The 18559-nt window shown below is 58.0% G+C and carries 24 protein-coding genes; 9 read left to right on the top strand and 15 right to left on the bottom strand.

Annotation, left to right across the window (positions count from 1 at the left end; all coding sequences use genetic code 11):
- The first annotated feature begins 65 nt into the window (after nt 1-65).
- Genes KI231_RS11755 through KI231_RS11745 form a run of 3 tightly spaced genes read left to right on the top strand, consistent with a single transcriptional unit; the run spans nt 66 to nt 2409 of the window.
- Nucleotides 66-1151, top strand: a complete 1086-nt coding sequence (locus KI231_RS11755; RefSeq protein WP_213028329.1) for a TauD/TfdA family dioxygenase — start codon at nt 66-68, stop codon at nt 1149-1151.
- A 3-nt stretch (nt 1152-1154) separates the two neighbouring features.
- Entirely contained in the window at nt 1155-1913 is a 759-nt protein-coding gene (locus tag KI231_RS11750) for a sulfite exporter TauE/SafE family protein (protein ID WP_103303395.1), read from the top strand.
- Nucleotides 1914-1929: 16 nt separating this feature from the next.
- Complete coding sequence (locus tag KI231_RS11745) at nt 1930-2409, top strand: YbaK/prolyl-tRNA synthetase associated domain-containing protein (protein ID WP_150602826.1); 480 nt, start codon at nt 1930-1932, stop codon at nt 2407-2409.
- A 10-nt stretch (nt 2410-2419) separates the two neighbouring features.
- On the opposite strand, the gene KI231_RS11740 is transcribed toward KI231_RS11745, so the two are convergent.
- The 8 genes from KI231_RS11740 to KI231_RS11705 all read right to left on the bottom strand — a co-directional run bounded on the left by KI231_RS11740 (nt 2420) and on the right by KI231_RS11705 (nt 8156).
- The gene (locus KI231_RS11740) at nt 2420-2587 is read right to left on the bottom strand and encodes a hypothetical protein (RefSeq protein ID WP_213028328.1); all 168 of its coding nucleotides are present in this window, start codon (nt 2585-2587) and stop codon (nt 2420-2422) included.
- A 59-nt stretch (nt 2588-2646) separates the two neighbouring features.
- A complete protein-coding gene (locus KI231_RS11735; RefSeq protein WP_213028327.1) occupies nt 2647-3303 on the bottom strand; it encodes a DUF2931 family protein in 657 nt (218 codons plus the stop codon).
- A 32-nt stretch (nt 3304-3335) separates the two neighbouring features.
- Nucleotides 3336-3995 (bottom strand): DUF2931 family protein, encoded by a 660-nt coding sequence (locus tag KI231_RS11730; RefSeq protein ID WP_213028326.1) that lies wholly within the window; start codon nt 3993-3995, stop codon nt 3336-3338.
- Between the two features lie 11 nt (nt 3996-4006).
- A complete protein-coding gene (locus KI231_RS11725; RefSeq protein WP_213028325.1) occupies nt 4007-4663 on the bottom strand; it encodes a DUF2931 family protein in 657 nt (218 codons plus the stop codon).
- Nucleotides 4663-6204 carry a phospholipase effector Tle1 domain-containing protein gene (locus tag KI231_RS11720; RefSeq protein ID WP_213028324.1) on the bottom strand — a complete coding sequence of 514 codons (1542 nt, stop codon included), beginning with the start codon at nt 6202-6204 and terminating at the stop codon, nt 4663-4665. Before KI231_RS11720 ends, KI231_RS11725 begins: the two co-directional genes overlap by 1 nt.
- A 135-nt stretch (nt 6205-6339) precedes the next feature.
- The gene (locus tag KI231_RS11715) at nt 6340-6702 is read right to left on the bottom strand and encodes a DUF6124 family protein (protein WP_213028323.1); all 363 of its coding nucleotides are present in this window, start codon (nt 6700-6702) and stop codon (nt 6340-6342) included.
- A 385-nt stretch (nt 6703-7087) separates the two neighbouring features.
- The gene (locus KI231_RS11710) at nt 7088-7612 is read right to left on the bottom strand and encodes a GIY-YIG nuclease family protein (protein WP_103303388.1); all 525 of its coding nucleotides are present in this window, start codon (nt 7610-7612) and stop codon (nt 7088-7090) included.
- A gap of 181 nt (nt 7613-7793) precedes the next feature.
- Nucleotides 7794-8156: a DUF6124 family protein gene (locus KI231_RS11705; protein WP_103303387.1), complete on the bottom strand. Its 363-nt coding sequence runs from the start codon at nt 8154-8156 to the stop codon at nt 7794-7796.
- A gap of 554 nt (nt 8157-8710) precedes the next feature.
- Here KI231_RS11705 and KI231_RS11700 point away from each other — a divergent pair.
- On the top strand, nt 8711-9184 hold the full coding sequence (locus KI231_RS11700) for a DUF2059 domain-containing protein (protein ID WP_213028322.1): 474 nt from the start codon (nt 8711-8713) through the stop codon (nt 9182-9184).
- A gap of 151 nt (nt 9185-9335) precedes the next feature.
- Here the strand turns inward: KI231_RS11700 and KI231_RS11695 are convergent, their stop codons facing one another.
- From KI231_RS11695 to KI231_RS11665, 7 genes are all read right to left on the bottom strand, one after another.
- Nucleotides 9336-9857 (bottom strand): GNAT family N-acetyltransferase, encoded by a 522-nt coding sequence (locus KI231_RS11695; RefSeq protein WP_213028321.1) that lies wholly within the window; start codon nt 9855-9857, stop codon nt 9336-9338.
- Between the two features lie 141 nt (nt 9858-9998).
- Complete coding sequence (locus KI231_RS11690; protein ID WP_213028320.1) at nt 9999-10478, bottom strand: GNAT family N-acetyltransferase; 480 nt, start codon at nt 10476-10478, stop codon at nt 9999-10001.
- 13 nt (nt 10479-10491) lie between these two features.
- On the bottom strand, nt 10492-10707 hold the full coding sequence (locus tag KI231_RS11685) for a DUF4287 domain-containing protein (protein ID WP_103303384.1): 216 nt from the start codon (nt 10705-10707) through the stop codon (nt 10492-10494).
- A gap of 107 nt (nt 10708-10814) precedes the next feature.
- Entirely contained in the window at nt 10815-11618 is an 804-nt protein-coding gene (locus tag KI231_RS11680) for a tetratricopeptide repeat protein (protein WP_249412121.1), read from the bottom strand.
- A gap of 311 nt (nt 11619-11929) precedes the next feature.
- A complete protein-coding gene (locus tag KI231_RS11675) occupies nt 11930-12508 on the bottom strand; it encodes a LysE family translocator (RefSeq protein WP_213028318.1) in 579 nt (192 codons plus the stop codon).
- A 68-nt stretch (nt 12509-12576) separates the two neighbouring features.
- Nucleotides 12577-13416 carry an AraC family transcriptional regulator gene (locus KI231_RS11670; RefSeq protein WP_213028317.1) on the bottom strand — a complete coding sequence of 280 codons (840 nt, stop codon included), beginning with the start codon at nt 13414-13416 and terminating at the stop codon, nt 12577-12579.
- Nucleotides 13417-13532: 116 nt separating this feature from the next.
- The gene (locus KI231_RS11665) at nt 13533-14087 is read right to left on the bottom strand and encodes a cytochrome b (protein ID WP_213028316.1); all 555 of its coding nucleotides are present in this window, start codon (nt 14085-14087) and stop codon (nt 13533-13535) included.
- Between the two features lie 208 nt (nt 14088-14295).
- Here KI231_RS11665 and KI231_RS11660 point away from each other — a divergent pair, with 208 nt between their 5' ends.
- Genes KI231_RS11660 through KI231_RS11640 form a run of 5 tightly spaced genes read left to right on the top strand, consistent with a single transcriptional unit; the run spans nt 14296 to nt 18552 of the window.
- Nucleotides 14296-14973, top strand: coding sequence for a thermostable hemolysin (locus KI231_RS11660; RefSeq protein ID WP_213028315.1), 678 nt, complete (start codon nt 14296-14298; stop codon nt 14971-14973).
- Nucleotides 14963-16444 (top strand): AMP-binding protein, encoded by a 1482-nt coding sequence (locus KI231_RS11655; RefSeq protein WP_213028314.1) that lies wholly within the window; start codon nt 14963-14965, stop codon nt 16442-16444. Before KI231_RS11660 ends, KI231_RS11655 begins: the two co-directional genes overlap by 11 nt.
- On the top strand, nt 16441-17115 hold the full coding sequence (locus tag KI231_RS11650) for an iron-containing redox enzyme family protein (RefSeq protein WP_213028313.1): 675 nt from the start codon (nt 16441-16443) through the stop codon (nt 17113-17115). Before KI231_RS11655 ends, KI231_RS11650 begins: the two co-directional genes overlap by 4 nt.
- Entirely contained in the window at nt 17102-17911 is an 810-nt protein-coding gene (locus KI231_RS11645; RefSeq protein ID WP_213028312.1) for an SDR family oxidoreductase, read from the top strand. Before KI231_RS11650 ends, KI231_RS11645 begins: the two co-directional genes overlap by 14 nt.
- Nucleotides 17908-18552, top strand: coding sequence for a tetratricopeptide repeat protein (locus KI231_RS11640; protein WP_213028311.1), 645 nt, complete (start codon nt 17908-17910; stop codon nt 18550-18552). Before KI231_RS11645 ends, KI231_RS11640 begins: the two co-directional genes overlap by 4 nt.
- The last annotated feature ends 7 nt before the right edge of the window (nt 18553-18559 follow it).

The following is an 18559-nucleotide window of genomic DNA, read 5'->3' as shown; positions in this document are numbered from 1 at the left end:
AAAAGTCCCTTCCGTTAACCTTCCCGTTTAACCCACAAGGATTGGGCAAACAGGAGCGCAAGGACGTGTCGAAGCTGGATAAAGAAATCGGGAAAGTCGCAGCTTGTGTTGATGAAGTCATTCATGAATGGCTGGAAAAAAAATCAGTGACGTCGATTCGACGGGAGATACCGCAAATTCATCTGTCGCTCGAAGAACAACGCACACTTCAGGTCGGTCTGGCATCGCTGGACGTGACCGATAGCGCCTCGGGTATCCGCCACATGCCGGTCCTGGGGCAGTTGCTGGAAAGTATCCTGTGCACCGAGAAAATCCAGCAGCTACGCAACTTTCCAAAGTCCCGTGAAGTGGCGATGATCGTCAGGGGGTTGCCGCTGGACCCGCAATTGCCCGCCACGCCCTATGACCTGGAGCCGGGTATCGAGAACCTGTCGACGCTGGCCGGGGCTATTTTGTCCGTGCTGCAAACGCTGCAAACCCGTCCACTGGCGTACGAGGGTGAAAGCAGCGACACCGTGTTCCGTCACGTTTCGCCCAAGCAAAAGCGAGAGACCGAAAAGAGCTCCTATGGCTCGCGCGCGGATCTGGACATGCATGTCGACAACCCTCACCTGCCTTTGACCTGCGAACCCGTCTCGCAGTTGTCGGCCTGTCCGGAGTACCTGTCCCTGACCGGCCTGCGCTGCGAGCTCGACGTACCGACGCGTATCGTCGCCATTGACGAGGTGCTGGCCATTCTGCCGGCCTGGGTCGAAGAAGAATTGTCACGGCCGAAATTCACCGTTCGCCGGCCGGCCTCCTTCGGCAAACAGGGGAATGTGCTGGAAAACGTCCCCTTGCTGTACAGAGGCGCAACCGATGGCCTGTATTGCCGCTACAACAAAGCGAGTGTCGAAACGACCTGCGCCAATGCGCAGTTTGCTCTCCAACTGTTCGCCGCCGCCGCCAATCATTCCGACGTCGTGCACCACATACTGCTGCAACCAGGCGACATGCTGATCTTCAAGAACCAGCAAACCCTGCATGCCCGGGATGGTTTTACACCCCGCTACGACGGCCGTGATCGCTGGATGTTGCGCGTCTTCGGGGTCAATGATCCGGCACGCGTGGTGCCGCTGGACCCTCATCAACCCTATATAGTCAGAGCCTGATTCATGGTCGATATTGTCATCCTTTGCGTGTTCGCCTTCGCCGCCGGCCTGATTGATGCGGCGGTGGGCGGCGGCGGACTGATCCAGATTCCCGCGCTGTTCAACGTGCTACCTACCGCTCAACCGGCGGCGCTGCTGGGTACCAATAAGGTCGCGGCCGCCTGCGGCACCGCATTCGCGGCCCGGTCCTTCGTGCGCAAGGTGGTGATCGACTGGGGTCTTGTGATCCCCGCTGCCTGCGCGGCTTTTGTCATGGCTTTCTTCGGAGCCGCCACGGTGTCGTTCGTACCCCAGTCGATGATCCGGCCGGCGGTGCTGGTGTTGATTGTATTGATGGCGATCTACACCTTCTGGAAAAAGGATTTCGGCGCCCTGCACAAACCCATGCGCATCGGTACCAAGGAAAAACTGCTGGCGATCGTCATCGGCGGTGCCATCGGTTTCTACGATGGTCTGTTCGGTCCCGGCACTGGCAGCTTCCTGATCTTCCTGTTTATCCGCTGCTTCGCCTTCGACTTTCTCCATGCCTCGGCATCGGCCAAGCTGGTGAACATCGCGACCAACGTAGCGGCACTGATGTTCTTCATTCCGACGGGTAACGTGCTCTACCTGATCGCAATCCCCATGGCGGCATTCAACATCCTGGGCGCGCTCACCGGCACCTGGCTGGCGGTTCATAAAGGCGTGCCCTTTGTCCGGGCTCTCTTCCTGGTGTTGCTGGTGATTCTGATCAGCAAACTGTCCTACGACCTGTTCCTGTAAACCAGAGGAAAACTACATGCATCCCATGTTCGATCGCCTCGTGGCACTACTCGATGCCCGCTCAGCCTCCTACCGGGTGTTGATGCACGATGCCGAGGGCCAGTCGGCGCGCGTCGCCGAAATCCGTGGCACCGAGCCCGGCCAAGGCGCGAAGGCCATGCTTTGCTCCCTCAAGGGTCAGGCCGAACCCTATGCACTGGTGATCCTGCCGGGCGACCAGAAGCTGGACATGAAGAAAGTCGGCGCAGCCCTGGGCGGGAAAAAAGCCGAACTGGTAAAGGCCGAAACCGCCATGGAACTGACCGGGTGCAGGATCGGCGCCATCCCTCCTTTTGTTTTCGATGAGCGGATTCAATTGATAGTCGATCCGGCATTGACCACCCGCTACGCTGAAATAGCCTTCAACGCGGGCCGGCTGGATGCGTCGATGGTGCTCGACACGAAGGACTATCTGGCGATTGCCATGCCTCGATTGCTGGATATCAGCCAAGCCTGAGCAGACGTTTTCACATACGCCGCAAAAAAGGGGGGACGGGTTTATTTTCATTCGTCTTGAAAAACAGATCTTGGAAATAAATCAGTCCGCTTTTGCCCGAACGCGGTTGCTCCTGAGCGGCAGCCATCGGCCAGAAGCGGCTATTCGGGACCCACAGCAATCGGCCAATAGTCGCCATTCACGAAAGGCTCCTTTCGACGCATGGCAGCATGATGCTTAGCTACATTGGTCCACTGCTTACCAGCTTCCGTAAGGGATGCCGAACTTCTCGATATAGCGCTTGGATTTTTCACTAACCGGGTATGCGTAACGTCCTTGATTCTTGCCCTGACTAGGGCCTAACGGTTCGATCTCGGCTTGGGCCTTACCCACTTTGATGGGGCGATGGCACGAGTCCCGAACAAAAATCTGAACAACGCCTCCTGGAGCCAAACCCAAGTAAATAGATGCGCTGTAAACGGCTTGCTCTTCCGGCGTTTCAGGGCACCGCTGATTCACTGATTTCACCATCAACTGCCTCGCATCTTCAGGCACGTCGACCCAAACCTTATACGTCTGCGGTTCAACAATGGATTGCCAACGTACATAAATGCGCTTGGGTAGATCAGCACCAATCACCGCTTTTGAGGCACCGCCCACAGCGTGCCAGCCTCGTGCGGACTCTTTACCGTTTTCTGGTTCCCCACCTGCGGCTGTGCCTCCCCCGGTGCGTCTGAACAACTTGCCGTTTATGTCTTCGACGGCGCTGTCTTCAACCCATACCTTCATGTAATAGGGCTCGGTGAACGCGAGCTCCCACGAGTCAGATTTGGGATCGTTTTTCGCTGACAGAGGATCAGCAGGTTGGCAGCCCGCCATGATTAGCGCGCCCAGCAAGATTACAAGAGTTTTCATTACCAAAACTTCCATTCAGGCAGGTGTCACGGCTACCAACTTCCATATGGAATGCCGAATTTCTGGATGTAGCGCTCAGACTTTTCACTCACGGGATATGCGTAACGCCCTTGGTTCTTGCCCTGACTCGGCCCCAACGGGTCAATCTCGGCTTGGACGCGTGCGACTTTAACCGGGTGATTACACGAATCTCTGACCCAAACCTGCACTACTCCACCGGGGGCTAATCCCAGATAGACCGAACCCATGAATCTAGCTTCTTGATCCGGTGTTTGCGGGCAACGCTGATTGACGGAAGACACCATCAACTGCCTGGCCTCTTCAGGAACATCCACCGAAGCCTGCCACGTCTTCTGTTCCACAATCGATTGCCAACGAACCCAAATACGGACGGGCAGATCTGCCCCCACGACTCTCTTCCCGCTGCCGCCTACCCCTCCCGTCCACCCACGGGCTGACTCTGTGCCATCTTCAGGTTCTCCACCCGCAGCGGTGCCGCTACCAGTTTTGTGGAAAATTTTGCCGGTGATGTCTTGAACAGAACTGTTTTCTACCCAGACTTTCATGTAATCCGGCTCAACAAAGGCCAACTCCCACCACTCGGATTTCGGATCGTTCTTAACCGAAAGTGGATCAGTAGCCTGGCAACCCAAGACCAGAAACATGCACAGCATCGTAATGAGTTGCTTCATTGGGTTACGGTTTACCAACTCCCATACGGAATGCCGTATTTCTCGATATAGAGCTTGGCCTTTTCACTCACTGGATAGGCGTATCGATCACCGTGCTTGCCCTGCTGCGGGCCGAGCGGTTCGATCTCGCCTTGGGCATGGGCAACTTTGATTGGGCGGTGGCACGAGTCTCTGACCCAAGCCTGGAGCACACCGCCGGGAGCTAGCCCCACATACAGTGTCGCCATGTATCGGGCGGTTCTTTCTGGAGTTTCCGAGCAGCGTTGGTGTGTTGACTTCACCATCAACTGCCTCGCTTCTTCCGGAATTTCTATGAAGCCTTTATAGGTTTTTTGCTCTGATATGGACTGCCAACGTACGAAGATCATTCTTGGAAGATCGGCGCCAGACACTGGCATTCCAGAACCACTAACGGCTCCCCAGCCACGCGCAGACTCTGTGCCATCTTCGGGCTCACCTCCGGCGGCTGACTTCCCGCCTACTCTGAAAAACATCATGTTCTTGATATCCAGAACCGAGCTGTCTTCTACCCATACTTTCATGTAATCCGGTTCAACAAACCCTAACTCCCACCAAGGAGATTTAGGGTCATTCGCACCGGTGTCGGAGCTTCCGGTTTGGCATCCCGCCAATAGTAAAACGCCGAGCAAGGCGATCATTGCTTTCATTACCAAAGCTTCCAATCAGGTATGTGTGGGTGTTGTACACGGACAGCGTCTTCTGTCGGAGCATTGATGTATACAGCGTCAATGCCACTTCCATCTGTTCTTCCGAGGGGATGGTTCCAATTAGCGGAGGTATGGATGTATTTGAGCCTCAGCAGCGACTCGTCCTCGAGAGTGGTTTTGTAATCACCCGCGAGAAATCGATCACACAAGGATTGAAGTTCTTCAGGGATTGAGAATTCGTCATCTTCAGGTACGTCGGAGAATTGGACGCCTTTTTCCTTGGCCAGTTGATGCATGACTCTAAGATAGATCCTTGAAAGCTTACCGCTTACCGGGCGTTTTAGTTGAAGAGCGGCGTATACGCGTTTCTGTCCCGGCGACAGCTTTTCCTGGTGCTCCTGCGGGATTTCGAAGGAGGCAGGTGTGACAATTTCCAAAAAGTGAGCGGGCCATCCTTTTGCGATCCACTGAGCTTTAACGCGTGCAGCATCTTGATAGATCGACGTGGTTGAAACATCGATATACCGCGGAACATCAAGTGTTTGCATAGGACTGACCAGCACGCACTCCTCGACTTCGTCGAGGTAGCTGCCGCCGATATCTGAATGGACGCCAGGAAAGGTGTACTCCGGATGGGCTGGCTTCACTCGGCTAAGTGCGAAATTTGCACGACATTCATCTCTGGCTACGAGATGAACAACATCTGGAAAGAACTGGCGATCCAGGTAGAGCTTCACACCAGGAGCGATAGGGCTCTTCACCCGACCAAAATTGGTGAAGCCGGCAATGGAAGGCACCGTATCGAAAAGGCCGATAAATCCCATTTTGATGCCGCTTCCGTAATGGCTATCAAAGCTGCGGCTAAAATCTCGAGCATTTCTGTTCAGCAAATTTCCCAAAGGACCTCGCGTACTCCGCACCACTTCATTTGAGAAGTGCCGTGCTGCCGCAGCTCCACGACTAAAACCAAACGTATCAAAGATCAGAGAGGCGATTTCACTATCGGGATAATCTTGCAGAACCTGTTCAATGGTTCGTTGTATTTGAGTGAAGGACTCTTGCACACGCCCCGCCACCCCCGTATCACCTCGCCCCATGCCGGAACCCAGCAAGTTGTCCTTCTGATTGCTTTCAGTGCCTATACCTTCGACGTAAATTGGGCGCGAGATGTACTTGATAGAGCCATCGCTTTCAGCTTTTTGGGTCTTTTTATACAAAGAATGTAATTTTTTAACGTTGGTGGGGCCGGCCCCATAACTGCTGTCCGGATCCCGCATATACGGCTTGCAGCTAGCCGGAATATCCTCCGGCGCAATCGGATGCTGCGCACCACACAACAATCCAGCCGCCGTGTTATTCGCATTATTCCCAGTGCCATCAAAGAACACGCCAATCCTCAACGCGATGCCGATTTTCTCGGGCTCTGGCGCGGGCTCTTTGCTGTGCTTTTCGTATTCCGCCCAGCGCTGGGCGTGGATGTCGACGGGTTCGGCTTCGGCGTAACGATGGTTTTTCGGGGGGTTGGGAACGTAGCCACTCAATCCTTGATTCCTTGTTCTGATCCTTGAACGGCCGAAAGGGTGCCAGTCGAGGATCAGGGGCGCAAGGCGTGGCCCTTTGCTAGCGCGTGGGGGAAATCGGGTTTGACGAGGGTTGCCCCTCGTCATGTTGGAGGGCTATTTGGGGATTTCGACGTTATCCAGCGCTCGGTTTACCGCGAGTTCGCCGAGCATCACGACTTGGGCGATGCCCAGTGCGGTTTTGCGATGGGAGGTGTCGAGCATGGCGGCGAAGTTGAGGAGCATTTCGCTGGCCGAGCCGAGGGTTTCGCTGGCGTTGGCCAGGAGCGATTCCGTGTCGTACTTCGGGTTGGCGAGGTACATGGGTTCCGGCTCGTTGGTGCTGGCCATGATTTGGTCGGAAGGTTTGAGGTAATGGTCGAGGGCGCGTTCGGCGGCTTCGTGGAATTTCTTGGAGTCGGGGGATTCGTACGGGGATGCGGGGTCGGTTTCTGGTGGGTTCGGCGTTACTTTGAACATAGATGAAGCTCCTAACACATTTGAGGAGGCTTCACCCTTTCGCTACCAAACGAAGGGTGGCGGCCATGCACAGGTTGGTAGACCGGGTGTTAGGATCCGGCGCGCCCTAGGACGCCCTGTACATGACCACCATAAATCCGAAACGAAGAAATTTCGGCGATGGTGGAGCTGTACATCTAACACCGGGCTACCAAACCCGATCACTGTTTTTCAGTGACCGACAAACGATAGAACCCGCGACCTAGACGCACAAGCCGGCGGATTCTGGCGTAGTCGTAGGCGATGGCGCAAGGAATTGTAGGGCATGACCAGCAACGTACGACGCGCATTAAACAAACGCATCGTTTCTTGTTTATAGGCCAGTAGAGGTGTTAGACACTGAGATTCAATGCGTCTCAAAAGAATTCCACTGGTGCGTATCAAGGGCTAGCGCGCAGTAGGGTTCAAAAACGTAAAGCTCAAGCGCATTTTCGATGGCAATTGCTGCCACCTGGAGTGTCTTTAAATAGGATTGGGCCTCTATGAATGAGGTACCGAATAAGGCGTCATCCATTGCCTTCGCGCGCGTCAGTTTGGAGATCGTTCGATCTGGATGCTTAGCCATCGCTATTCGAAAAGCCAGGCTGGCGTCGAAATGTGTTTTACCGAAGACGTGCTGACGAAGCCGACTGACCACACTTCTGGAAATACCCACGTAGATAGGCACCCCGTTGTCGATCAGCACATAGCAACCCGAAAAGTCATGTGCCAGATCGAGCTGTTTTAGCAGCGATTTCGTGCCAACTCTCGGAACCGAAAATGCCTCCATCTCTCGCGGATCAGCCAGAGCGCTTTTCATTCTGCACATGTGGCCGGGCAGTACCGTTGTGGCTAACGCTTCAAATGTGTGCGGGCATTCATGTAATGGCATTCGAAAAAAGCTCGCTCTATAAGTAGATACCAACGCTAGCGCGGCAGATCGGCTCATGACAAGCCATGTAATACACGCCTGTTTGAAACAACATCTGAAACATCACTGATTGAAATACGGCGTATCTGGATAGCTCTCTGCAGCGAAGAGCAAAGGCGATCGCTGCAGAGAGCTCTAATTTCTATTTCGGTAGTTCGACGTTGTCGAGTGCCCGGTTTACCGCGAGTTCGCCGAGCATCACGACTTGGGCGATGCCCAGTGCGGTTTTGCGGTGGGAGTTGTCGAGCGTGGCGGCGAAGTTGAGGAGCATTTCGCTGGCCGAACCGAGGGTTTCGCTGGCGTTGGCCAGGAGCGATTCGGTGTCGTACTTCGGGTTGGCGAGGTACATGGGTTCGGGCTCGTTGGTGCTGGCCATGATTTGGTCGGAGGGTTTGAGGTAGTGGTCGAGGGCGCGTTCGGCGGCTTCGTGGAATTTCTTGGAGTCGGGGGATTCGTAGGGGGATGCGGGGTCGGTTTGTGGCGGGTTCGGCGTTACTTTGAACATGGTGAAACTCCTAGTTGATAAAAGGAGCCTTCACATTCGCTACCAAACGAAGGTGGCGGCCATACGCGGGTTGGTAGACCGGTAACTAGGACCCGGCACACCCGAAGGTGTCCTGCGCATGGCCACCATTGAGCAGTAACCCGACAGGGTCTGCGAACGGTGCGCGATGCGACTAGTTATGGCGGGCTACCAAACCCGATCACTGTTTTTCAGTGACCGACAAACGATAGAACCCGCGACCTAGACGCACAAGCCGGCGGATTCTGGCGTAGTCGTAGGCGATGGCGCAAGACGTTGTAGGGCGCGTGTGGTGTTTTGATGTTTCGTTTAAACAACCTGACTCTCTGCTGTTTATTTCGCTCGTTTTTTGACGTCGTGCCGGTCAGCGCCCTTCGCAAGCAAGCACTTCTCCCTAGGGTTTTGGTGTCTTCAGAAATGCCTGAAGTCCGCATAGAATGACGCCCCCTGCACTTCTGCAGCCTTGCGATGGAACGCAGTTATTCGAACATGCGCCAGGCAATCGGCCTCTTCAAATGGAACAAGGACAAAAGCTCATGGGTTTGAGAACGGCAGCTCTGGTTTCATTGCTTGCAACGTCAATGAGCGCCTGCGGAGGGAGCAAGGAAAAGGCCAGGGAGTTGACCGAGTTGGGGACCTTCAGGGAGGACTACGACACGCTCGTCCAGAACGCGATGCAAGCTTACTCGCCACGTTACTCGATGGTGATGGACGAAGAAATTCGCAAGGTCGTGGAAGACTACATCCCGTTCGAAAAAATCAAAGACCTGCGGATCGAGGCCTATGCGGCTCACTTGCAGGCGGATGAACTCGATGCGGCGATTCGTGCCCATGACCATCCCGAACAAGCCCAGAGCACTTTTGCCGACACGCCCGAAGGCCGCGGCTTTTCGGACAAAATCTTCGACGCGGATGAAGCTGCCCAGCAAGCGTTCCAAAACGAATTCAAGGAACGTGATCCTGCAATCGTTAAAAAGCTGGATGCGATGAATAAGAAGTTTGATCACTGAGCGTTCCCGGATGGTTCGTTCCGGGAGTGATTGGGCGGACGCCATCGCGGGCAAGCCCGCTCCCACAGGGATTGGGGGCTGATTTTGGATTGTGGGTGATTGGGCGGGCGTCGTTGCGCGCAGGTGCACTGCTTTTATGCCGGCAGAATTTTCAGGGTGTATTTCGTTGGATTCGAAACACCAGACTGGGGGCTTTGCCCGGCACGTCGTCGAGCAGTCCGAAGCGGCGCAGGCCGATTTTCTCCAGCACCTTTATCGACGCGGCGTGATCAGGCCTGACCAGGCCGAACACTTCGAGTAATCCGAGGTGATCGAAGGCATGGGTCAACGCTGCTTGCCCCGCTTCGGTCGCATAGCCGTGGCCCCACGCTTCGACGGCGAAGCGATAGCCGAGGTTGATCACCGATTTCCCCAAATAGTCATGCGTCGCGATGCCGGCGAATCCGAGGATTTGGTCAGGGGATTGGGCGCTGGTGATTGTCCACCAGCCATAGCCGTGGGTAGCCCAGTGCTTGATCCAGCGCTCAAGCAACGCCTCAGCCTGGGCGAGGTCGGTCATGGGCCCGGCAGGGTTGAACAGGTTGGTCTGCGGGTCGCCGAAAATGGCGAAAACGGCGGGTAGGTCGGCGAGTTGCGGTTGCCGGTATATCAGGCGGGATTTGGTGGCAGACATGATCAAAAACCTTGTTGGAAGATTCTCGGAAACACAGGTTGGCTCGGCGGGCGCCATCGCGAGCAGGCTCACTCCTACAAGTGCCGGGCTGGACGGACGCCATCGCGGGCAAGCCTGGCTCCCACAGGTTTCGTGGGTTGCTCAGGTTTTGTGGCGTGTCATGTGAATCAGCGCTGATCGCCTGCCACCCGGCGCGGGGCGTTCTTCGATGGCGAACGGGACGAAGCCGAGTTTCGGGTAGAGCAACAATCCTGCGGTGTTTTCGTTGAAGCAGGAGAGTTGCATTTCGTTGGCCTGATACTTTTCAAAGCCCACTGCGGTCATGGTTTCGATGATGTATCGGGCCACGCCTTTGCCACGGGCACTTGGCGCGACGATGACATTGCCGATGCAGCAGATGCCGTTGTGTTCGGCGCGGTAGAAATTGGCGAAGCCGACGACTGATCCATCCGCCTCGAAAATGCTCGAGTCGAAACGTTGGCTGATCGCTGTGTGCAGTTGCTCTTCCGTCAGCGGGAAGTGCGCTTTCGGGAACATGAAAAACAGCTCTTGTTCGCCTTGGGGAAAGCTGCAGACGGTTTTGACGTCTTCGGCGAGCACGGGTCGGTGGGTGAAGTTCATCGCTGCCCTGCCCTCACTTTTTGCTGGCTGCCAGATGATGCGCGACCAGTGCGTTGGCATGGCCGTGGCCCATGCCGTGTTCGTCCTTGAGCCACGCCACCAGTTCCATGTGTTTCTTGTCGGTGATGCTGGCGAGCAGGTTCAGCCAGTGGTCGATGGGCTGGCCGTACTTCTTTTCGATGGAGGGGAAGTACGACGCCGGGCCTTTTACTTTGTTGTCTTCGCTCATGCTGCAAGCTCCCTGGGATCGCGACGGAGGGTCGGCGGACGCTCCTTGTCGGCAAGCCATAGAGTGGACGCGAGAGGCAAATCCGGCAAGTGGCCCGGGTTGTTCGCTTACTTCGAAATGAGTTCTGCCATTCTCTGCAGATCCGTCTTGCCGTCGGTCATGACGGTCGACCTGATCCAGTAGGTTTTCTGCTCCGGCGGCAGGATTGGCTCGGCAGGGAATCGGTAATCAGCGTAGCCCTGCAATACCTTTTGGTCGACAGCGCTATTCCCGGAGCTTTGCACCAGTGAGATCGTCGGCACCGGCACACCGGGGATGCCTTCCAGTTGCACCGTCACCGGTTGGCTGTCGCGTGTGGTCATTCGCTCTTTCTTCAAGGTTTCTTCGATGGCCAGTGCCCTGTTTCTCAAACGATAGCGCACGTCGCTTTCAAAGATTTCGTTGTAGCGCGCTTGTTGCGCGGTGGTCATCGTTACGCCTCGGGAGCGCAGGCGTTGCAGGCTACTCAAGGCGCTGTCGACGCCATTGGCACTGCTGAGGTAATACTTCAGCGCGCCTTGCAGATCCTGCGGGCCACCTTTGCCGAACTCGAAGAACTCGGCCACTTTGAACTCCGCGTCGGCATGGCCGGGATTGACCACCGAGCGCTGATAGAAGTCCCGGGCAGCCACCAGATCGACGGGCCCGCCCACGCCGTTTTCGGCCATGGCGCCCAGTCGGCTATAGACGCTGGGGTCTCTGCCGACCATCGACTCGTAAAGACCTCTGGCCTTGGGAAAGTCCTGCGCCACGCCGTGACCATGCTCGTACATCAAGCCGAGCACCACTGCGCAGTTGACGTACTGGGTGCTGAGATAACGAATTTCCTCGACTTCTCTGGCGCTGATCGATGGTTGTTTGTAGATGGACACACAACGAGCGTCGGGGAGCTGATTCTTTGAGGATTGGAGCTGGGGTTCGCCAAGGGTTTTGCACCCGGAGATGAGTGCCGTAAGCGCGAGTAACGTGACAACCTTGTTCATGACTGCTTCCATTGAAATCGTGCTGACTGCATCGGCAGGCTTGCTCAAAAGCTGAAGCTTCGATTACTCAAACTTTGCACAAAACCCTGTAGGAGTGAGCCTGCTCGCGATGGCGTCTGTTCAGTTGGTATCAATATTGACTGAACCACCGCTATCGCGAGCAGGCGAAGGCCTACAGGGGTTTTGCGTGCGATCAAAGATCAGCTGTGCAGGATCGCAGTCGCGGATGAGACCACCAATAGCACGGCGAGGGTCCGGTTCAGCCAGCGCAGCTGCGCCGGGTTACTCAGCCATCTCGCCGCCCCTCGGCCGAGCAGCGCCCAGATCGCGAGGCAGGGCAGCGATACCACGAAGAACACCAGACACAGCGCATTCAACCCCTGCCCTTGCGCGGTGAACACGCTGATCACGGCAATCGCCATGAACCATGATTTGGGGTTGACCCATTGCAGCAGTGCAGCGCCGATCAAGCCCATCTCAGCCTTTTCTTCCCCGGCGGCGGCATCGATGTCGGTGACCGGGGCCGTGAAGATCTGCCATGCCAACCACAGCATCCAGCACAGTCCGAGCCCGCTGATGATCGGACGCACACCGGGCAGCATCAACGTGCTGGCCCCCGCTCCGGCGACCCATACAAGCGAAGCGGCACCCACGCCCGCGCCCAGAATAATCGGCAGACATGGCCGCCAGCCGCGTCGGGCGCTGGTGCTGAGGACGATCAGGTTGGTCGGGCCCGGGGTGATGGAGGCGACGAAGGCGAAGAGAATGAATGCAAGCATGGCACGGCCCTTTAGGAAGTCAGGGCGTACTGTGGCGGTTGCGGTGTGCGGCGGTCTTGAACGTTTGTTCAGCGGCGGATGATGCCTGTGGCGCGCTGTTGATAGGCGCCCGGGGTGATGCCATAGGCGCGCACAAACCAGCGGCCCAAATGGCTTTGGTCAGAGAAACCGAGTCTGCTGGCGACGTCCACCGGTTGCACACCGGCAGCGAGCATCTGTCGGCCACGACTGAGGCGCAACTGGATCAGCCAGGCATGCGGCGCCAAACCATAGGCAGCCTTGAACGCACGGGTCAGGCGGAAGCGGTCGGTGCCGCAGACCTCTGCCAGGGTTTGCAGACTGATGTCCTGTTCGTGATAGGCCATCAGGTAATCCCGGGCTTGTCGGGCGATCAAGGGTGCGCGGGTTGCCGTTGTGGGTTGCGGCCGTCGGTACAAATGGCTGGCGAGGCGTTCCAGGAAAGAATCCAGCGCGACGTCCCGCACCATGCGCACATCCTGCTGATGCAGCGCATTGAAGGCAAACAGGGTTGCGCGGGCCAGTTCTGGATCGTCGTTGAGCACGCTGCCGATACCCGGCAAACCGCTGCCGAAACGGCCCAGGTGCAAACCGTCCAGCGCCTGTTCCAGCCACGTGGGTTGCAGGTAGAGCATGCGATAGGTGAAACCGTCGGGACTCGGCGCATCACCGTCGTGGATGTCGCCGGGTTCGAGCATGAAGACCTTGCCCGGCGTGCTGTCATGCCGCGCCCGGCGGCTGTTGAAGCGCTGCACGCCTTGCTCGGTGAAACCGATCAGGTAGGTTTCGTGCCAGTGCGGATCGTACGCGTGCGCGTGCCCGGCGAAATGCGCATGCAGGGTTTCAATGCCGGTTTCCCGGTCGTGGGTGAGGTTGATCCAGTTGCTCATGGCTTGCTACAGAGTGGTGGGCTGGGGCTAGTAACCCACAGTTGGCCTCGTGCGGCTAGAAGGTTTGTGCAACGTTCGTCAGGCCAACCGCCTCTCTTGCCTGCACTTTCGGCGGTTCAGCGGATGTCCGTGCGGCCGGGCAACATGCGCACGAGGGTGTTGTCGCGCACCCAATAGTGGTGGAACAAGCCTGCCGCCGCATGCAGGCCGATCAGCCAGTAGCCGGTGCTGCCGATCAATTCATGCCAGTACTTGAGGCGTTTGGCGAAATCCGCATCGATGGCGACAGGCGCAGGCACATGAAAGCCAAAGTACGGGAACGGCTTGTCGCCGGCGGCGAGCATCAGCCAGGCGAGGACCGGCGTAGCGATCATCAAGCCATAGAGGGCCAGATGCGTCAGGTGCGCGATGCCGGTCTGCCAGGCGGGAGGCTTGGGGGAGATCGGTGGGCGCGGAGTCAGGCGACCGAGCAGGCGGACCCACACCAGGGCGAAGATGCTCGCACCGAACAGGCCGTGGAAGCCCATCAGCAGGCCTCGCGCTTCGCTGCCCTTGGGCATGTAGCCTTTGATTTCAACGCAGGCGTAAACACCTACGAACAGCACCAGCATCAGCCAGTGCATCGTGATCGAGAGTTTTCCATAACGGCTTGCGGCATTGTCGCGGGTCATAAGTAGCGCCTCGTGATTGTCGTGAGTGACGGTCGATGGCGTCGACGGTCACGTTCCTTTGGCCGGGCTGACCGACGGTGTCACCCTGCCCGGCGAGTCTTAAGACAGTCTGAAGATTGGCCGGCAGATTAACCTTTTTTCACCTTCAGACTTCGTTAAGAAATGGCTCGGATACTTCGCTCAAATCCATGAGGGAGGCGTTCTGCCCATGCCCGATTTCGACTGGAACATCCCCCTGCCCCTGCATTTCGGCCAGACCGAAACGCCGCAGATGACACTGACCCATGCCTTGCCGGACGACGCCCATCGAACGTCATTTGAGGCGTTTATCCAGCAACGCTTTCGTAAAGCTCACGGCGCCGACATCCGCCACTTCATGCCCGAACTGTTCGGCATGCACAACAGCGACGGTGAACTGTGTGCGGTGGCCGGTGTACGCCGCGCGCATCTGGAGCCGTTGTTTCTGGAGCGCTATCTGGATGAGCCGATCGAGCCGCTGATCAGCGCGGCAGCAGATCGCGCGGTGGATCGCGCAGCGATTGTCGAGGTCGGCAACCTTGCGGCCAGCGACACCGGCAGTGCGCGCCTGAGCATCATCGCTATCACCTATTTGCTGGCCATGGGTGGTCTGGAGTGGGTGACGTTTACCGGCAATATCGGGTTGGTCAACAGCTTCCATCGTTTAGGTCTGAAACCGGTGACATTGTGCGCCGCCGACCCGGAGCGACTGGGTGACGAGCGTCAACATTGGGGCAGTTATTACGAAAGCAAACCTTGGGTTCACGTCGGCAACATTCGCGCCGGGTTTATCCATTTGCGCAATATCGGACTGTTTAACCGGCTGGGATTGCCGACTTCGATTGAAGGAGCTTTCCATGTCGCTTGAACTGCAACGCTTTCAGGAAACCTTGCGCAGCCATGCCGGGCGCAATGACAACGCCACCGCCCTGTGGGACGACACCCTAAAGCTGGATTACACGACCTTGTACGCCGAGGTGCTGTATCGCCAGGAGCGTTTGCGCGACGAGCACGTGCAAGTGGTCGCACTGGCGCTGGATAACGGGGTCGACGCGATGCTCTGGGATCTCGCCGTGCTGTTCGAAGGCCTGACCTGTGTGACGCTGCCGCCGTTTTTCAGCCCGGCGCAACGCGCCCATTGTCTGGAGCTGAGCCAGGCTGAACGGGTGATTGCCGAGCCGGAGCTGGAAGCTGAATTGCTCGGTGCCGGTTACGTGAAGAATGGCGAGTTCTGGTGCCGAATCTTCAGCGGCCCGAGCCGCCTGCCCGCTGGCACCGCCAAACTGACGTTTACCTCCGGCACCACCGGCACACCGAAAGGCGTTTGCCTGAGTGCCGACAGTTTGTTGCGGGTGGCGCGTGAGCTGGATCAGGCCAGCGAACCGACCGGCCCGCAGCATCATCTGGCGTTGTTGCCGCTGGCGATTCTGCTGGAGAACCTCGGTTGTTATGCGGCGCTGTATGCCGGTGCGAAGCTGAGTCTGCCGAGCCAGAGAACCCTCGGCATTCAGGGCGCCAGCGGTGTCGACATTCCACGCCTGCTCGGCTATCTGGCCATCCGCGCGCCGGAGAGTCTGATTCTGGTGCCGCAGCTGTTACTGATGCTGGTCAGCGCTGCTGAGCAGAAAGCCTTCGACCCACAAAATCTGCGCTTCGCCGCGGTCGGTGGCGCACGGGTGTCCGAAGATCTGCTGCACCGCGCGCAACGTGTCGGCCTGCCGGTTTATGAAGGTTATGGCTTGTCCGAATGCTCATCGGTGGTATGCCTCAATCGCCCCGGCGCACGGCGTCCGGGCAGTGTTGGCCGGCCGTTGCCGCATGTTGAAGTAAGGCTGGCCGAGGACGGCGAAGTGCTGATCAAGGGCTCGCCGCTGCTGGGTTATCTGGGCGATGCGCCGTATGCCGAAGAGTGGTGGCCGAGCGGCGATCTGGGCGAGTTCGATCCGGAAGGTTTTCTCTACCTCAAGGGCCGCAAAAAGCATCAGTTCGTCACCAGTTTCGGGCGCAACGTCAACCCGGAATGGGTCGAGTCCGAGCTGACCCAGCGCCGCCACATTGCCCAGGCGTTCGTCTATGGCGAGGCGATGCCACACAACCACGCCCTGCTCTGGCCGCATCGCGCCGATTGCAGCGACGCGGAACTGGCCGCCGCCGTCGCCGAAGCCAATGAGGCGCTGCCCGATTACGCCCAGGTGCATCGCTGGACACGTCTACCCCACCCCTTCAGCGCCGCCAATGGCCTGCTCACCGCCAATGGCCGCCCGCGCCGCGAAGCCATCGTCGCGCACTACCACGCCCAACTGACCGAATCCGCCGTCTCCGAGGAATCCGCATCATGAATTTTTTCGACACCCTGCAAGAAGCCACACAGCAGGAACGCCACGAGTTGTTCAACCTGCCGATTATTCTGGATGCCCTGCAAGGCAAGGTCAGTCTTGCAAGCTATCGGGCATTTCTCGCCCAGGCCTATTACCACGTGCGCCACACGGTGCCGTTGATGATGGCTTGCGGCGCGCGCTTGCCGACACGTCTGGAGTGGTTGCGCAAAGCGGTGTGCGAGTACATCGAAGACGAATACGGCCATGAGCAGTGGGTGTTAAACGATATCGCCGCGTGCGGTGGTGACCGCGACGCCGTGCGCGATGGTCAGCCGTCGCTGTCGATCGAGTTGATGGTCAGCTTCCTCTACGACCTGATCGCCCGGGGCAATCCGGTAGGCCTGTTCGGTATGGTCAACGTGCTTGAAGGCACCAGCATTGCCTTGGCCACCCATGCAGCGGGCAGCATTCGTGAGCGTCTGGCGCTGCCGGAAACGGCGTTCAGCTATTTGAGTTCCCATGGCTCGCTGGACATCGAGCACATGCAGACCTACCGCCGCCTGATGAACAGGCTGGAAGACCCGCAAGATCAGGCGGCGGTCATTCATGCCTCGAAAGTCGTCTATCGCCTGTACACCGACATGTTCCGTGGCTTGCCGCGTGACGCGGAGGCTCAACATGCAGCTGCGTGACGCGCGTGTGGTGTTGACCGGCGCCAGTGGCGGCATCGGCATGGCCATCGCCAGTGCCTTGTGCGTTGCCGGCGCCCAGGTATTGGCCGTGGCCCGGCATCAGGAGGCGCTGCTGCCGCTGCTGGAGCGTTATCCGCAAAATCTGTGCTGGGTCGGCGCCGACCTGACCTTCCTCAGCGACCGGCGCAAAGTGCTGGCCGCCGCCGAAGCCATCGGCGGCATCAACCTGCTGATCAACGCGGCCGGGGTCAATCACTTCGCCATGCTCGAACAGCTCGATGACAGCGACATCAACGCGATGCTCGCGGTGAACATCAGTGCGCCGATCTGCCTGACCAAACTGCTGTTGCCACTGCTCAAGCAGGCCGACAGCGCCATGGTGGTCAACGTCGGCTCGACCTATGGCTCGATCGGCTACCCCGGTTACGCCAGCTACTGCGCGACCAAATTTGCCCTGCGCGGGTTTTCCGAAGCGCTGCGTCGAGAGTTGGCCGATACCCGTGTCAGCGTCCTCTATGTCGCGCCCCGGGCCACCCGCACGTCGATGAACAGCGCCGCTGCGCAAGCCTTGAACGATGCCTTGAAATCCAACGTCGATGACCCGCAAACCGTGGCCTCGGCGGTGATTCACGCAATTGCCGGCGACCGTCGCGATCTGTATCTGGGCTGGCCAGAACGTTTCTTCGTGCGCCTCAACAATCTGCTTCCACACCTGGTTGATCGTGGTCTGCGCAAGCAGTTGCCGCTGATCCGCCGCCTCAGCGAAAAAACCGACAACGAGACCCCCAAGCCATGAAAAAAGTCTTCGCATGCCTGCTGCTCGGTGCCCTCAGTCAAAGCGTCTGGGCGCTGGATGCGGCTGATCAACAGCGCCTGAGCGGCATCCAGCAGAACTGGGCGCACATCCAATATGAAGTGGCGGAAAAACAGCGCGCCGCCGCGTTTGAACAACTGTCTGCCGATACCAACGCCTTCACCACGCAACGCCCGAACGTGGCTGAAGCCTGGATCTGGAAAGGCATTGTCACCAGCAGTTGGGCAGGTGCCGAGGGCGGGCTCGGTGCCTTGGGCAAAGCCAAGGAAGCCAAGGCTGATCTGGAAAAATCCCTGACCCTCGATCCCAAAGCCCTGCAAGGCTCGGCCTACACCAGCCTCGCCGCGCTGTATGACCGGGTACCGGGCTGGCCAATCGGTTTCGGTGACAGCGACAAGGCCGAGCAACTGCTCAAACAGGCATTGCAACTCAATCCCGACGGCATCGACAGCCTGTACTTCTGGGGCGATCACCTCTACCGTGAAAAACGCTACGCTGAAGCCAAACAGGCGCTGCAAAAAGCCCTGCAAGCGGCACCGCGCCCTGGCCGCGAGAGTGCCGACGCCGGGCGCCGCAAAGAAATCGCCGCCCTGCTGGTGGACGTCAACAAGAACCTCGACTGACAGGAGT

This window comes from Pseudomonas sp. Seg1, assembly GCF_018326005.1.
Classification (GTDB): Bacteria; Pseudomonadota; Gammaproteobacteria; order Pseudomonadales; family Pseudomonadaceae; genus Aquipseudomonas.
The sequence above is the reverse complement of the archived record's forward strand: the minus strand, read 5'-3'. Positions and strand labels throughout refer to the sequence as shown.

Bases quoted from the DNA above. Each gene is read 5' to 3' on its own strand.
- KI231_RS11640 (WP_213028311.1), top strand. From the start codon at position 17,908: ATGAAAAAAGTCTTCGCATGCCTGCTGCTCGGTGCCCTCAGTCAAAGC.
- KI231_RS11675 (WP_213028318.1), bottom strand. From the start codon at position 12,508: ATGCTTGCATTCATTCTCTTCGCCTTCGTCGCCTCCATCACCCCGGGC.
- KI231_RS11725 (WP_213028325.1), bottom strand. From the start codon at position 4,663: ATGAAAGCAATGATCGCCTTGCTCGGCGTTTTACTATTGGCGGGATGC.
- KI231_RS11740 (WP_213028328.1), bottom strand. From the start codon at position 2,587: ATGGCGACTATTGGCCGATTGCTGTGGGTCCCGAATAGCCGCTTCTGG.
- KI231_RS11705 (WP_103303387.1), bottom strand. From the start codon at position 8,156: ATGTTCAAAGTAACGCCGAACCCGCCACAAACCGACCCCGCATCCCCC.
- KI231_RS11685 (WP_103303384.1), bottom strand. From the start codon at position 10,707: ATGAGCGAAGACAACAAAGTAAAAGGCCCGGCGTCGTACTTCCCCTCC.
- KI231_RS11665 (WP_213028316.1), bottom strand. From the start codon at position 14,087: ATGACCCGCGACAATGCCGCAAGCCGTTATGGAAAACTCTCGATCACG.
- KI231_RS11655 (WP_213028314.1), top strand. From the start codon at position 14,963: ATGTCGCTTGAACTGCAACGCTTTCAGGAAACCTTGCGCAGCCATGCC.
- KI231_RS11650 (WP_213028313.1), top strand. From the start codon at position 16,441: ATGAATTTTTTCGACACCCTGCAAGAAGCCACACAGCAGGAACGCCAC.
- KI231_RS11710 (WP_103303388.1), bottom strand. From the start codon at position 7,612: ATGCCATTACATGAATGCCCGCACACATTTGAAGCGTTAGCCACAACG.
- KI231_RS11715 (WP_213028323.1), bottom strand. From the start codon at position 6,702: ATGTTCAAAGTAACGCCGAACCCACCAGAAACCGACCCCGCATCCCCG.
- KI231_RS11690 (WP_213028320.1), bottom strand. From the start codon at position 10,478: ATGAACTTCACCCACCGACCCGTGCTCGCCGAAGACGTCAAAACCGTC.
- KI231_RS11735 (WP_213028327.1), bottom strand. From the start codon at position 3,303: ATGAAAACTCTTGTAATCTTGCTGGGCGCGCTAATCATGGCGGGCTGC.
- KI231_RS11695 (WP_213028321.1), bottom strand. From the start codon at position 9,857: ATGTCTGCCACCAAATCCCGCCTGATATACCGGCAACCGCAACTCGCC.
- KI231_RS11645 (WP_213028312.1), top strand. From the start codon at position 17,102: ATGCAGCTGCGTGACGCGCGTGTGGTGTTGACCGGCGCCAGTGGCGGC.
- KI231_RS11670 (WP_213028317.1), bottom strand. From the start codon at position 13,416: ATGAGCAACTGGATCAACCTCACCCACGACCGGGAAACCGGCATTGAA.
- KI231_RS11730 (WP_213028326.1), bottom strand. From the start codon at position 3,995: ATGAAGCAACTCATTACGATGCTGTGCATGTTTCTGGTCTTGGGTTGC.
- KI231_RS11660 (WP_213028315.1), top strand. From the start codon at position 14,296: ATGCCCGATTTCGACTGGAACATCCCCCTGCCCCTGCATTTCGGCCAG.
- KI231_RS11750 (WP_103303395.1), top strand. From the start codon at position 1,155: ATGGTCGATATTGTCATCCTTTGCGTGTTCGCCTTCGCCGCCGGCCTG.
- KI231_RS11745 (WP_150602826.1), top strand. From the start codon at position 1,930: ATGCATCCCATGTTCGATCGCCTCGTGGCACTACTCGATGCCCGCTCA.
- KI231_RS11700 (WP_213028322.1), top strand. From the start codon at position 8,711: ATGGGTTTGAGAACGGCAGCTCTGGTTTCATTGCTTGCAACGTCAATG.